Annotated in this window: 12 protein-coding genes; 5 read left to right on the forward strand and 7 right to left on the reverse strand. The window is 49.5% G+C overall.

Features of this window, described 5'->3' with window-relative positions; translation table 11 throughout:
- Positions 1 to 19 precede the first annotated feature (19 nt).
- Positions 20 to 1,597, forward strand: a complete 1,578-nt coding sequence (locus I9W95_RS07290) for a S8 family serine peptidase (RefSeq protein ID WP_225673385.1) — start codon at positions 20 to 22, stop codon at positions 1,595 to 1,597.
- 10 nt (positions 1,598 to 1,607) lie between these two features.
- Positions 1,608 to 2,105, forward strand: a complete 498-nt coding sequence (locus I9W95_RS07295; RefSeq protein WP_225673387.1) for a hypothetical protein — start codon at positions 1,608 to 1,610, stop codon at positions 2,103 to 2,105.
- Positions 2,106 to 2,154: 49 nt separating this feature from the next.
- On the opposite strand, the gene I9W95_RS07300 is transcribed toward I9W95_RS07295, so the two are convergent.
- Positions 2,155 to 3,132 carry an HD domain-containing phosphohydrolase gene (locus tag I9W95_RS07300; protein ID WP_263866131.1) on the reverse strand — a complete coding sequence of 326 codons (978 nt, stop codon included), beginning with the start codon at positions 3,130 to 3,132 and terminating at the stop codon, positions 2,155 to 2,157.
- A 164-nt stretch (positions 3,133 to 3,296) separates the two neighbouring features.
- Positions 3,297 to 4,055 (reverse strand): Nif3-like dinuclear metal center hexameric protein, encoded by a 759-nt coding sequence (locus tag I9W95_RS07305; protein ID WP_225673391.1) that lies wholly within the window; start codon positions 4,053 to 4,055, stop codon positions 3,297 to 3,299.
- A gap of 71 nt (positions 4,056 to 4,126) precedes the next feature.
- On the opposite strand from I9W95_RS07305, the gene I9W95_RS07310 reads away from it, so the two are divergent.
- Together I9W95_RS07310 and I9W95_RS07315 are read left to right on the forward strand one after the other, a co-directional pair.
- Positions 4,127 to 5,296 carry a trypsin-like peptidase domain-containing protein gene (locus I9W95_RS07310; protein WP_318653598.1) on the forward strand — a complete coding sequence of 390 codons (1,170 nt, stop codon included), beginning with the start codon at positions 4,127 to 4,129 and terminating at the stop codon, positions 5,294 to 5,296.
- 62 nt (positions 5,297 to 5,358) lie between these two features.
- Positions 5,359 to 6,474, forward strand: a complete 1,116-nt coding sequence (locus tag I9W95_RS07315) for a catalase family protein (RefSeq protein ID WP_225673393.1) — start codon at positions 5,359 to 5,361, stop codon at positions 6,472 to 6,474.
- Positions 6,475 to 6,568: 94 nt separating this feature from the next.
- Here the strand turns inward: I9W95_RS07315 and I9W95_RS07320 are convergent, their stop codons facing one another.
- The 3 genes from I9W95_RS07320 to I9W95_RS07330 all read right to left on the reverse strand — a co-directional run bounded on the left by I9W95_RS07320 (position 6,569) and on the right by I9W95_RS07330 (position 8,033).
- Positions 6,569 to 7,057, reverse strand: coding sequence for a hypothetical protein (locus tag I9W95_RS07320; protein ID WP_225673395.1), 489 nt, complete (start codon positions 7,055 to 7,057; stop codon positions 6,569 to 6,571).
- An 86-nt stretch (positions 7,058 to 7,143) separates the two neighbouring features.
- Positions 7,144 to 7,323, reverse strand: coding sequence for a hypothetical protein (locus I9W95_RS07325; protein ID WP_225673397.1), 180 nt, complete (start codon positions 7,321 to 7,323; stop codon positions 7,144 to 7,146).
- A gap of 2 nt (positions 7,324 to 7,325) precedes the next feature.
- A complete protein-coding gene (locus I9W95_RS07330) occupies positions 7,326 to 8,033 on the reverse strand; it encodes a hypothetical protein (RefSeq protein ID WP_225673400.1) in 708 nt (235 codons plus the stop codon).
- A 617-nt stretch (positions 8,034 to 8,650) separates the two neighbouring features.
- Here I9W95_RS07330 and I9W95_RS07335 point away from each other — a divergent pair.
- Complete coding sequence (locus tag I9W95_RS07335; protein WP_225673402.1) at positions 8,651 to 9,646, forward strand: transposase; 996 nt, start codon at positions 8,651 to 8,653, stop codon at positions 9,644 to 9,646.
- Between the two features lie 637 nt (positions 9,647 to 10,283).
- Here I9W95_RS07335 and I9W95_RS07340 read toward each other — a convergent pair.
- Both I9W95_RS07340 and hisC read right to left on the reverse strand, forming a co-directional pair.
- Complete coding sequence (locus I9W95_RS07340) at positions 10,284 to 11,363, reverse strand: hypothetical protein (RefSeq protein ID WP_225673404.1); 1,080 nt, start codon at positions 11,361 to 11,363, stop codon at positions 10,284 to 10,286.
- Positions 11,364 to 11,836: 473 nt separating this feature from the next.
- Positions 11,837 to 12,889, reverse strand: coding sequence for a histidinol-phosphate transaminase (hisC, locus tag I9W95_RS07345; RefSeq protein ID WP_225673405.1), 1,053 nt, complete (start codon positions 12,887 to 12,889; stop codon positions 11,837 to 11,839).
- Position 12,890: the final 1 nt, after the last annotated feature.

The raw sequence follows: 12,890 nt of genomic DNA on the forward strand, positions 1-12,890 counted from the left end.
CAACATTGGTTCTCTGCACATGCAGGATCAGACCGGCTCCGGTGTAAAGGTAGCTGTGATCGACAGCGGCCTGGAAATCGCACACGAAGATCTGAAAGCTAACGTTCTGTCCGGGCGTTCCTACGATTTCATCAACTCAGACAATGATCCGACGTCTTGGTCAAGGGATGGCGATCACGGCACGTCAGTGGCCGGACTTATCGCCGCCACCGGCTTTAATGATCTGGGTGGACGCGGCGTAGCTCCGGATGCATCACTGATGGGTCTTAACTGGCTTCAGTCGCAGAGTTTTCTGCACTGGCAGCAGAGTCTGGGCGGAACCCGAACCGACGATGCCCGTGTCATTAACCTCAGTTACGGTCTCGATGTTTCCGGTCCTATGACCTTCTTCGACAGCTGGAATAATGCTGCGGAAAGCCATCTCGCTCAGGTACAGGCCAGCAATAATTCCGGCAAAGGGATTGTCCTGATGAAATCCGCTGGCAACTCATTCGAAGAGGTTGGTACCAGCATGACCATTAATGGCCGGAATATTTATGCCATTGGTAATTACCATTATGTTCACCGCTGGAGCGGTCACATAGCCGGTACCGAGCCTGAATCATCCAGTATCTACTACACCGTCATATCAGCCTTGAATGCCTATGGCAGTCGTTCCTCGTACTCCAGCACCGGCGCCTCAGTATGGGTGTCGGCACCTGGCGGAGAATATGGCACCAGTTCACCGGCCATGATTACCACCGACCAGAGCGGTTGCTCATCAGGCTACGCCAAATCCTCTGAATCGGGATTCGATGGTGGCAGCGAAGAAAATGAAAGCTGCAACTACACCTCCAGTTTTAACGGTACATCGTCCGCCGCCCCGGTTGCCTCAGGCGTTGCCGCACTGATCATTGCCGCCAACCCGGATCTGCACTGGCGCGATGTTCGCCATATCCTGGCCGCTACCGCAGTGAAGATCGACAAAAGTTTCCTGCCCGTATCGTTTTCCGACAATGGCCAGTCTTTCTATGCGGAACCGGGCTGGATAACCAACAACGCGGGCTATCATTTCCACAACTGGTACGGCTTCGGCATGGTCGATGCGACCGCTGCAGTTACCATGGCTACCGATGCGGGCTATGAATCTCTCGGCCCCCTGCAGAGCACCGGTTTTGTCAGCGCAACCACTGTCTCACCGGTAACCATTCCGGAAAGCGCGGATGGCGTTACCCGCACGGTCGCGATCAGCGATAACTACAGCGTCGAAGGCGTGCAGGTACGTTTTTCCGCCAGCCATTCGCGTGATGCGGATATTTCTGTAGAAATAACCTCACCTGCCGGCACCCGCTCTCTGGTTTTGCCACCGCGTAGTTTGCTGGTGCTGGATCAGGACGACTATCAGGATGCAGATTTTGCTGACACCGTTCTGTTATCCAATGCCTTCTATGGTGAAAGCTCTCAGGGCAACTGGACCATTACCGTGCGCGATACCAACAGTGGCGATTTTAATTTCTTTGGCTACGACGCGAACACCGATCAAACCGTTCTGATTACCACCAGCAACCCGGCCAGCGGCACACTTGGCAGCGTATCCCTGAGAATTTACGGACACTAAGGTAAATACCATGCAACTTCTGAAAAACTTCACATTGCTGTCTCTGCTGGCCGTGGCTGCTTTTTCCCAGGCAGACGTTCAGGTCAGAGTTATTGCCATGAGCAAAACCCCGCAGAAAGTGACAAACGATATTGCCGATCGCTATCACGATCAGCTACCGGACAGTCGCGTTACGCTGACCAGCCAGGGCAAGCGTTTCCAGCCACTGCTGCCGTCTGGCCAGAGTGCTGTCAGTGAAGAGCCGAAACTCTATCGTGGGCAGACAGTAAAGCAGGAAAATGCCGCCGTGTATGGCAGTGTCAGCGGCAGTATTCTGGTTGAGTTGCAGGCTGGTGAAACCAGTATTCAACTGACAGGTGCCGAAACAACAGCCATTGGTAATGGCTTTGTTTTACTGACTTTTGAGGAAGATGCCGAATTACTGTCCGTTCTGAAAACACTGCAAAGTGATGAACGCGTCAAGCAGGCCGAGCTGGAGATCAACACCCGCCGTTACAAGGCGCACTGATCATCTTTCAACGCTGACAGGCAGCATCTGCTGCCTGACGGTAGTTGTGTCACTCCGAGCTGTCTCCGATAAAATTACTCAGTCGTTTTTTCTTGTTTTCAAGATCAGCGTCACTGTCGACGAAGCGCGCAGCAATATCCTGAAGTTCGTCCGACATCGCCATAAAATAATCAACAATCAGCGGATCGAAATGCGTGCCCCGCCCCTCAAGAATAATCGCCAATGCCTTCTCATGTGGCATAGGCTCCTTATAGACGCGCCGACTGATCAGCGCATCGTAAACATCAGCGATAGCCATTAATCTTGCAGCCAGAGGGATATCTGTTCCCTTCAAGCCTTCCGGATAGCCAGAGCCATCCCACTTTTCGTGATGCGAATAGGCAATTTCTTTCGCCGTATTGAGAAAGTCGACACTGATCCCCAGTTGCTCCTCTGCATGCACAATGGCATCCCGACCATAGTTAGTGTGGCGGCGCATTTCTGTAAATTCTTCGTCCGTTAATTTACCGGGCTTCAGAAGAATTCTGTCGGGGATACCAACCTTACCAATGTCGTGCAGGGGCGCAGACTTAAACAGGGCGTCCAGATACTGATCGGTAATCTGTTGCTGGTAATCAGGATGAGCTCTTAATTTCTGCGCGATGGCACGCACATAATACTGTGTGCGACGGATATGATTACCGGTATCCGAATCGCGGGTTTCTGCCAGTGAAGCCATAGCCATAATGCTGACGTCCTGCACCATGGTTACTTCCGCCGTTCGGCGCCGGACCTCCTGCTCAAGAAAGTCATTCTTATCATTGAGGAAATCGGTGTGCGCTTTAAGCATCAGATGGTTTTTAACCCGCGCCATCAGAATCGCAGGCTTTACCGGTTTGGTAATGTAATCGACTGCACCTAACGCCAGCCCCTGGGCTTCATCTTCCGTCTCAGATTTAGCCGTCAGGAAAATAACCGGAATAGATGAGGTACGCTCATCCTGCTTCAGTCGCTGGCAAACCTCATAGCCATCCATTTCCGGCATCATGATATCCAGCAATATGATGTTATGGGCTGGACCACCGAGCAGTTAATTGCCGATATTATCGACCAGTACGAAAAACATCTGCACTATCTTGAAGCTCTGCGATAGCAACTTCACCACAAGGCACAGCCGGTGCTGTGTCTTGTGGACCTTTGCCAAGGTCGACGTCAGACCGGGTTATCGATGTCGATAAACTCAACGTCCAGGCTGAACTCTTCCGCCAGATACTCTCCCAGCGCCTTCACGCCGTAGCGCTCCGTAGCGTGGTGGCCAGCGCTGAAGAAGTGCGTACCGGTTTCCCGTGCCAGATGCACGGCAGGCTCATTAATTTCACCCGTTAAGAATGCATCGACGCCGGCATCCACTGCCAGTTGCAGGTAGCCCTGCGCACCGCCGGTACACCAGGCAATGGTCTCAATGGTGTCGTTCTCTTCACCAATGTGCAGCGGCTCGCGCTGCAGACACTCGCCCAGCCAGGCACAGAACTCTTTACCGCTCATTGGTCTGGGTAAGCGTCCGATATTACCGACCGAATACGGGTCTGCTTCGTTCAGCAGGCCATCCGTTTGCAGATTAAGAATATCCGCCAGTTGGGCGTTATTACCGTACACCGGATGAGCGTCCAGCGGCAGATGATAAGCAATCAGATTGATGTCGTTAGTAAGCAGCGCTTTCAGGCGCTCCTTCTTGATGCCCACAACCCGTTCGTCTTCGCCTTTCCAGAAGTAACCATGATGAACCAGAACAGTATCGGCCCCGAGAGCAATCGCCTGATCAATAAGCGCCTGACTGGCGGTCACACCCGTGACAATGCGGCTGACATGCTCACGCCCGGCCACCTGTAACCCGTTCGGGCAGTAATCTCGAAAGCGGCTTGTTTGCAATAAAGCGTCAAGGTGCTTCAGGAGTTCACGGCGATCAAGCATGATAGGCCTCGTAAGGTTCTGGTAACATTGCGTTTTGCGACTAGTTTATGGACTTGGTGGAGGTTCAGCAAATGCGATCCGTGCAGTCGCTTGTTAACATCGTTCTCGTTCCCGCACTGACCGGACTCAGCGTTGCTCTGGCCGTGCTGCTATGGCTGCCGGGCGCCATGTCGCCATCACACAACGAGACCAGTACGACAGGCACCTACTCCGCTACCGACACCAGCCTGCTGCCAAGCGCGCAGGGCCCGGTAAGCTATGCCGATGCCGTGGACCGTGCAGCACCGGCGGTGGTGAACATTTTTACCCGCAAGATTGTACGCCGCAAAACGCACCCGCTGTTTGACGATCCGTTTTTTCAACGATTTTTCCGTACCAATCCACAACCGAGTGAACGTATTCAGTCGAGCCTCGGTTCCGGCGTGATCATGTCCGCCGACGGTTACATCCTCACCAACAACCATGTGATTAATGGCGCGGATCAGATTGTGGTTGCGCTGCATGATGGCCGCGATGTGAATGCCACCATCGTTGGCACCGACCCGGAAGCCGATCTCGCCGTACTGAAAATCGACCTGCAGGAACTGCCGTACATTCAGGTTGCACAGAACCGCCAGCTGCGTATCGGTGATGTTGTGCTGGCCATTGGCAACCCGTTCGGCGTCGGCCAGACCGTGACGCTGGGTATTGTATCCGCCACCGGCCGTAACCAGCTGGGGATCAATACGTACGAGGATTACATTCAGACCGATGCGGCCATCAACCCGGGAAACTCCGGTGGCGCACTGATTAATGCACACGGCGAACTGGTTGGCCTGAACACCGCAATCTTTTCCAAGTCCGGCGGCAGCCAGGGCATCGGTTTTGCGATTCCAGCGGCCGTCGCCACGCGCACACTGACCGACATTGCCACCCACGGCACGACCATTCGCGGCTGGCTCGGTATTGAAGTTCAGGAATCCACACCGCAATTACTGGAAGCCCTGGGGTTAACGGAGGCCCTGACCGGGCTGATCGTTACCGGTATTTACCCGGATGGCCCGGCCGACAAAGCGAAGCTGGCGATTGGTGACATCCTCACCCACATTAACGGCGAAGAAGCCGCCAATGCCCGTCACGCCATGAATCAGATTGCTGCGCTACGCCCGGGCGATGATATTGATCTGGAATTTATACGTGCCGGTCAGGTAGCGACTACTCGCGCCACTGCCGGGCTGCGAGAGTCCCATCAGCCGCAATAAGCCATAGCCGCTGTTAAATACGCGCGGTACACTCGACGCAGAGATACAACAAGGATGTGTATATGAAAACCACCAGGGAATACGGTGGCTGGATGGCTGCCCTGCTGGCAACCACCCTGCTGCAGGCCTGCACCCCAACTCCGGACGTTCCGCTCGGACAGGAACTCCGTCCGCAAGGCGAAGAGAAAATCGTCAGCAATATCTCCACCCTGCTTATTGATAACCTCAAAGTTCAGTATGCCGATACGGAAAAGCTGCGAGACACCCACCCGAAAGACAACGGCTGCATTCGTGGCACGCTTAAGGTAAACGACAATATTGCAGATGCTTACCGTCAGGGCATTTTCCAGCCGGGCAGTGAATACCCGCTATGGATACGTTTATCCAATTCGGTAGAGGAAATCACCAGTGACCATGAAAAAGATTTCCGCGGTCTGGCGATGAAACTCACTCAGGTGAATGGCAGTCGCCTGCCACTACCCGGCGACGAACAACACACTCAGGATTTTCTGTTTCTGGGTCACGATGCCTTTTTCGCGGCCAACCCACAGCAGTTTTTTGATTTCTTCTTTGAGAATTTCCACGGCAGTCGTCTGAAATTCCTGCTGACTCATCCACGTGGAGCATGGAACATCCTGCAGGGAGCGAAGGTATATAACAACCCGCTGGATGTTAACTGGAACAGCGTAACGCCTTACGCCCTTGGCCTGCCTGAAACCGCAGAAAACGGACAGCCGGTTTACCCGCAGGTGGTGCGCTATGCGTTACGCAATTGTGGCTCAAACAGCGGGAAGATGACCGATTCTGATGACTATCTGGCCGAGAACCTGGCTACTCAGTTAAAGACTGGAACTGGCTGCCTGGACTTCTATATTCAGTTGCAGAAAGATCCGCAGGACAACCCGGTGGAGAACGCATTAATCAGCTGGAGCGAAAACGACTCCCCTCTGATTCCATTAGCACGTATTACCATCCCATCGCAGACGTTTACCTCCGAGGCACAGAAACAGTTCTGCGAAAACATTTCGTTTAACCCATGGCATGGGTTACAGCAGCATCGTCCGCTGGGCGGCATTAACCGTGCCCGTCAGGTGGTGATGAAAGACCTGTCGGATTTCCGTTTAAAAGTGAACGGCATGAAAAGGTTTGAGCCAACGGGCAACGAACAGTTTGAATAAAAAAAACGGGGCGTTAGTGTGTGGCGAAGCAGTAGAGGGAATACTCGAATTGCACATGCTATCTTGCGTATAGCGCCTCAAACAGGGGAGCACGTTAGCGCGTCCCCGCCGCTGGCCCCTGCTGAGTTGATTTGTTAAGTGCCTGCGCTTCGAAGGCTACTTTAGCTTTGTTAAAAAAATCAACAAGGTTAGTTTCACTTACCTTGGAGTAGCTGACTGGCATTGAATTGAACAGGTCCCGCCCCTTTTCCGAGGGTTTATATAGCATCAAATTTCCAAGTAAGCGACCACCATTACCCCATGCACTCAGTATAAACTGCGCCGACTCGCCAAGATCTATAACCACATATCCATCTTGGAAAGTTACATCTTTTGAAGTGAAGCAGTTCTCCAGATATTGTTCATGATCGTTAAAAACTGACCAGCAGCCAGAGAAATCATCATTTATGACAAATCGCTCATACGAGCGCATATATTGATAAGAATACGCTTCCCACTCACCTACTAGTACATTTCTATTCCAGCCTTCGCCTAATGCATTCCATGAAGAAAATATTAAGCAAAGTAATAACAGCCTTCTCATAATTTCATTCCTTGCATCCAACTAACGCCACGCCCAGGGCGTTAAAGCGGGTCAAGATCAGCGTCAACTGCAACGCTTTGCTATACCTACTCTTCGCCCCAGAAGTTTTTGTATAGAAATTTTGACATTGAAACAAATATGCCACCAGAAACCAAAATCACAATCACCCCAAATATGCTAATTCTTCCAATAAAATAAAGCCAAATTAAGAAGGCTAAAAAAATCGCTACGAATACAGAGCTAGCTACAATAGAACGTACATTCATACCTAACTCCAGAATGAATCAAATACAATTTCGGCGCCGATAGCGAACATAACACCACCAACAAAGATGCCAATACCAACGCAGACAGGTGCTCCAGGCCCGCACGCCAAACCTGCTGCGGCACCGCCTGCCACGGAACCAAGCAAACCGCCACCGACAACAGCCCCTTCCTTAGCAGTTGCTTGGGCTTTATCTTCGGCTGTAGCAATATTGTAAACAGCTACTGTTAGCGTAAATGCAATGAAACCTTTTCCTGCAACACCAAGAGTTTTTGCCAATTTATTTGCTTTTAATTGTGGGCGACCGGATGCAAATACGAGCTCCCTCCATATTTTGATTTTCTGGCTATCTGAGAGAGATTGGAATGACTTCCCAAACATTCTCTTAGCGTATTTTTCTTCAAGTTCCTGAAGGGTTTTTCCAACAGCCTTTTGCCTAACCGCATACGCTTGTGCTATCTCAGAGGTTTTACCTCGTAGAGCATCCATTAGGAGATTTCTCATCTCCGAGGCTTTCCTTGCACCTTCGGCAGCAGAAATTTCACCAGAACTAACCTCTCGCAATATTTCGGTTGAGAGCTGCTTAGCCTTGGCATTATATTCTGCACGAACCCTTGCATCAGGAATGAATCTAACGCCAAAATTCATTGCGGAACTCTCGAATCCAGAAAGAGCAGATCTTAGTTCTATCGATTGTATTTGTTCAGTCATGTAGCTTCTCCTTTGCTTGACTGGCATGACAGTTCATTCCTGAGCGTGCTCATTTTGACGCTCCGCTTCCTATGAGCATATAACCAGACACCCACGCCAACACACTTGTTCGATTGGCTGTCGAGATCTGTTTTATTAGTGTGGCTGTCCTATTTATTCGCTTGCTATTTATTCGCTTTTTGTGCCCGAAACGAATTTTACGGCCTTGTTATGATTTAACCTAACCGGCTTAACTCGCCTTTGACCTTAAGTTTTGAAAACTCCTCTGTCACCAGTTTCAAGCATTCTGAAAGCTCGTCTTCTAGATAAAAGAAGTCTTCCGCCTTTTTATGCAATGCTTCCATGTTTGGATTGGAGCCAATGGTAACTAAAAGTGCTTCGTCATGTATTGAGACACCCACGTCATGTATTGAGACACCCACGCTACCACATTCTTCCGATTGATCAATATCCAGCCACTGGCTACGCTGAAAATTCAGCCAGCATAAGCGACATGTATTGAGACACCCACGCTACCAGATCATGTATTGAGACACCCACGCTAACACATTCTTCCGATTGAGCAATATCCAGACACTGACTACGCTGAAAATTCAGCCAGCATAAGGAAGATGATTATGCCAAAGCCAAGGAAGCAACAGGTATCCATTGAAGATACGCCCTACTATCATTGCGTTTCACGCTGTGTTCGCCGAGCATTTCTTTGTGGAACAGATTCTGTTACCGGTGAAAGTTATGAGCATCGTCGTGGCTGGCTTGAGAATAAACTCTTAGAACTTCCAAAGCTCTTCGCTATTCAGATTGCCGCTTATGCCATCATGAGCAATCACTACCATGTCGTTCTATATGTCGATTCCGATTCCAGCAAGTCCTGGGCGGATGAAGAAGTCATTGAGCGCTGGCACTCCCTGTTTAAAGGCAACCTGCTATCTCAGCGATTTATGCGCGGAGACGCACTGAACAAAGCCGATCTGGCCAGACTCCAGATATACATTGCCGAATGGCGATCACGATTAACCGATATCAGTTGGTTTATGCGGATATTGAATGAATCCATCGCTCGCGAAGCAAATCTTGAAGATGACTGCACCGGAAGATTCTGGGAGGGCCGTTTCAAATCGCAGGCTCTGCTTGATGAAGCCGCACTAGCAGCCTGTATGGCCTATGTTGATCTCAATCCCATTCGAGCCTGTATGGCAAAAACCCCGGAGGACTCTGAATACACGTCGATCAAACTCAGAGCAGAAAAAGCGCAAGCTGCACATTCACCTAACCACTTACATCAACAACCCAAAGAGCTACTGCCCTTCGCGGGAAACCCGCGTCAGGATATACCTAAAGGCATCGCAATGAAGCTGACCGATTATCTGGAACTGGTCGACGCAACCGGGCGAATTATCCGCGATGACAAACGTGGCTTTATTTCTGACAACTCTGCGAAAATTCTGGAACGACTGGGATTAGATGAAGAGCGCTGGCTAAGCATGACGCAGAACTTCGAGAATACCTTCAGCACATTTGCTGGCAACGAACAAAAACTACGTTCGACCTGCGAGAGGCTACAATATCAGCGTCCGCCAGGGCTAAATCGTTGTCGGACAGCCTTCGGTTAGAACATTCCCTTCATAGTTTCATCATAATCAGGAGCACCTGAGGTTGCTGCGTGCCTTCAGTTCAGAATTTCACAACATAATTCAGACTATTGCCCCAGACTTACCCCGTAGAACTACAACCAGAACCGATTGGGCTTAGCGCAGCACTGCTCTCGGTGCCGAAACTGGATTTTCTTAGGGTGGCTGTCCTAGTTATTCCCCCCAGACTTACCCCGTAGAACTTCAACCAGAACCGATTGAGCTTAGCGCAACAGTAGCTCTCATTGTCGAAACCTGTTTTTCTTAAAGTGGCTGTCCTGGTTATTCCCGTTATTCTTAGAACCGATTGGGCTTAGCGCAGCACTGCTCTCGGTGCCGAAACTGGATTTTCTTAGGGTGGCTGTCCTATTTATGTGGTAGAACTACAACCAGAACCGATTGGGCTTAGCGCAGCACTGCTCTCGGTGCCGAAACTGGATTTTCTTAGGGTGGCTGTCCTAGTTATTTACACTGCTCTCGGTGCCGAAACTGGATTTTATTAGGGTGGCTGTCCTATTTATTTTGTTAGGGTGGCTGTCCTATTTATTTTAAAGCGGGGCAAGATCACGGTCCGACAGCAGTCGCTTGTTAGGTGCAATATTTCGCATACTGTCAATGGCTAATCTGAGAATAATTCGATTTGATGATTTTTTACTGAGCTTTCTTTACAAGCTCTATATTTAATATTATGAGTTCTAACAACAGACATTATATTTTCATATCTTTCTTTTGAATAATCATCGGGAATATAATCTTTATAAATATGGTTGTAATCTTCTGGGCCACCGCCGTATAGATTAATCAGCCTTCTGACTTCTTTCTTTTTAGCTTCCCAAACGCTCTTTTTATATTCGAACTCTTCTTTTGAAAGTATACCTTTCCCATCATCGAAAACACCACACCTAGCAATGATCCATTCATTATAGAAAGGTTCTTCTAGATTAATCATATCCCTAAATTCTGAATCGATGACTAAATCAATCTCGTTTGATGCACTTTTGAACATTCTATCTATTAGCTTTTGCGTAGCTCCTATTTCTTCTAAGTAACCTCTGACTAACTTTTCGAGTTTTTTATAAGCAGCTTCAGCTTCATGTGCGCCAAGCTCAGCATACTGCTCTTTTGTAAAATAAGGTCGATGCAGGCCAATAACAGGAATATCTTCACTCTCATCTGCTCTAAACCCGTCAATCCAGTAGTGATTGTCACTTATTTGCTTTTGGGTTCCACCCAAAAGCATAAGAACACAAGCGCTATAGCATTTTTTAATATCTTGCTCTGTAATAGGCCGTTGTTCTGAATAGATTACGTTATTTTGAGTTTCATACTTTTCAGCCCAGCCTTTCGAGCGATGATTCATAATCCATTGAGCATCACTTTCAGACTCATGAAGCAACCTGTTACCCCAAACATACACTTGTGAAAGCGATTTTCTAAATAGCATCCCTATTTTGATAGCCTCTTCAACATCACCTCCCTCACTATTAAGAATAAACTTTAATTCTTCATCGCTATCTTTAAGTATCAGGTTGACGTAATTTTTAGCTGCTTTCTTAACCTTAACGTAATCACCTTTTTCAATTTTTCCGGTAATAAATATGGCGGCTTTGTTAAATTCATCATTTCCAACTTTCACCTCTGCTGAGAATCCAGCACTGGACATAAAAATGGAAACAAACAAAGTTAAAACAATTCTCATATTTATCCTTCCTCTAAGGAATTACCTAGCCCTTGGCGAGCACCTAACAGTTTATTCGTGAGCGTGCGCATTTTGACGCTCCGCTTCCTTTCGAAGTTTCGAGCATAACCCCCTGTAACCACTATGAAAAGTGCCCCAGACGACGCCTTTTGCAAGAGCGAAAGCGTGCTTGTGCATTTACACACCCATGTCGTCTTTACATTTGGCCTGTTATCACGCCTAAGCCCATCATAACCTGCTGATTTATTTAACTTTTTCCTTACTAATGGTTTGCAAAGCGAGCCACAGAGCAACGCTGAAGTCATGTAAACGCGCATTGATTTTCAGGGAGAAGGTCGCATAGAAAGCACTCCACTTCTCAATGAAGTGGGTGCATCAATCAGGCTCAGAAGAGTGAGCCTGATGAGGGAAGTATTCGGCTAACAGGTGGCGGGGTTAGCACCCCGCTTTTTTATTTATGCAAAACAATCAGATTACAGCGCTTTTAATGCGTCGATTAATTCGCTGTTCTGCTCTGGCGTACCGATGGTAATCCGCAGGAACTGGGCAATACGCTCGGTCTTGAAGTGACGCACGATAATGCCCTGCTCACGCAGTGCAGCTGCAATAGTCGCCGCATCTTTCTGTGCATGACGGGCAAACACGAAGTTAGCCGCCGATGGCAGTACGTCGAAACCCAGTGCAGTTAATTCAGCCGCTACCCATTCGCGGTCGCTGATGACCTTCTGGCAGGTTTCGTTGAAATAATCGCGGTCTTCAAATGCAGCCGCCGCACCAGCTATGGCCATGCGGTCCAGCGGGTACGAGTTAAAGCTGTTTTTAACGCGCTCCAGCGCTTCGATTAAATCCGGGTGACCCACCGCCAGACCAACACGCAAGCCAGCCAGAGAACGGGACTTGGACAGCGTTTGCGTAACCAGCAGGTTCGGGTATTTGTTCACCAGTGCGATCGCTGTTTCGCCACCGAAGTCGATGTAGGCTTCGTCCACCAGCACGACGGTTTCGGTGTTTTGCTGCAGCAGCTGTTCGATAGCGGCTAATGGCAGCAGGCAACCGGTTGGTGCATTCGGGTTAGGAAAAATAATGCCGCCGTTTTCACGGGCATAATCTTCAACACGAATCCGGAAGTTTTCGTCCAGTGCCACCGGGCCGGACTCAATGCCATACAAACCACAGTAAACCGGATAAAAGCTGTAGGTGATATCCGGATACAGCAGGGGTTTACCATGCTGAAACAGGCCATGAAAAGCATGGGCCAGCACTTCATCGGAACCGTTACCCACGAACACCTGACTGGTTTGCACACCGTAGTAGTCAGCGATTGCCTGCTTCAGGCGATCGCTGTTCGGGTCCGGGTACAGACGCAGATCGTCATTGAGCTGCGCCTGCATGGCCGCAATCGCTTTCGGCGACGGGCCATACGGGTTTTCGTTGGTGTTCAGTTTCACCAGCCGTGTCATTTTCGGCTGCTCACCCGGTACGTAAGGCACCAGGTCTTTAACAAACGGGCTCCAGAACTGGCTCATT

This window comes from Thalassolituus marinus, assembly GCF_020320395.1.
GTDB lineage: Bacteria > Pseudomonadota > Gammaproteobacteria > Pseudomonadales > Oceanobacteraceae > Venatoribacter > Venatoribacter marinus.

Bases quoted from the DNA above. Each gene is read 5' to 3' on its own strand.
- I9W95_RS07325 (WP_225673397.1), bottom strand. From the start codon at position 7,323: ATGAATGTACGTTCTATTGTAGCTAGCTCTGTATTCGTAGCGATTTTT.
- I9W95_RS07330 (WP_225673400.1), bottom strand. From the start codon at position 8,033: ATGACTGAACAAATACAATCGATAGAACTAAGATCTGCTCTTTCTGGA.
- I9W95_RS07310 (WP_318653598.1), top strand. From the start codon at position 4,127: ATGCGATCCGTGCAGTCGCTTGTTAACATCGTTCTCGTTCCCGCACTG.
- I9W95_RS07290 (WP_225673385.1), top strand. From the start codon at position 20: ATGCAGGATCAGACCGGCTCCGGTGTAAAGGTAGCTGTGATCGACAGC.
- hisC (WP_225673405.1), bottom strand. From the start codon at position 12,889: ATGAGCCAGTTCTGGAGCCCGTTTGTTAAAGACCTGGTGCCTTACGTA.
- I9W95_RS07335 (WP_225673402.1), top strand. From the start codon at position 8,651: ATGCCAAAGCCAAGGAAGCAACAGGTATCCATTGAAGATACGCCCTAC.
- I9W95_RS07315 (WP_225673393.1), top strand. From the start codon at position 5,359: ATGAAAACCACCAGGGAATACGGTGGCTGGATGGCTGCCCTGCTGGCA.
- I9W95_RS07340 (WP_225673404.1), bottom strand. From the start codon at position 11,363: ATGAGAATTGTTTTAACTTTGTTTGTTTCCATTTTTATGTCCAGTGCT.
- I9W95_RS07295 (WP_225673387.1), top strand. From the start codon at position 1,608: ATGCAACTTCTGAAAAACTTCACATTGCTGTCTCTGCTGGCCGTGGCT.
- I9W95_RS07320 (WP_225673395.1), bottom strand. From the start codon at position 7,057: ATGAGAAGGCTGTTATTACTTTGCTTAATATTTTCTTCATGGAATGCA.
- I9W95_RS07305 (WP_225673391.1), bottom strand. From the start codon at position 4,055: ATGCTTGATCGCCGTGAACTCCTGAAGCACCTTGACGCTTTATTGCAA.
- I9W95_RS07300 (WP_263866131.1), bottom strand. From the start codon at position 3,132: ATGATGCCGGAAATGGATGGCTATGAGGTTTGCCAGCGACTGAAGCAG.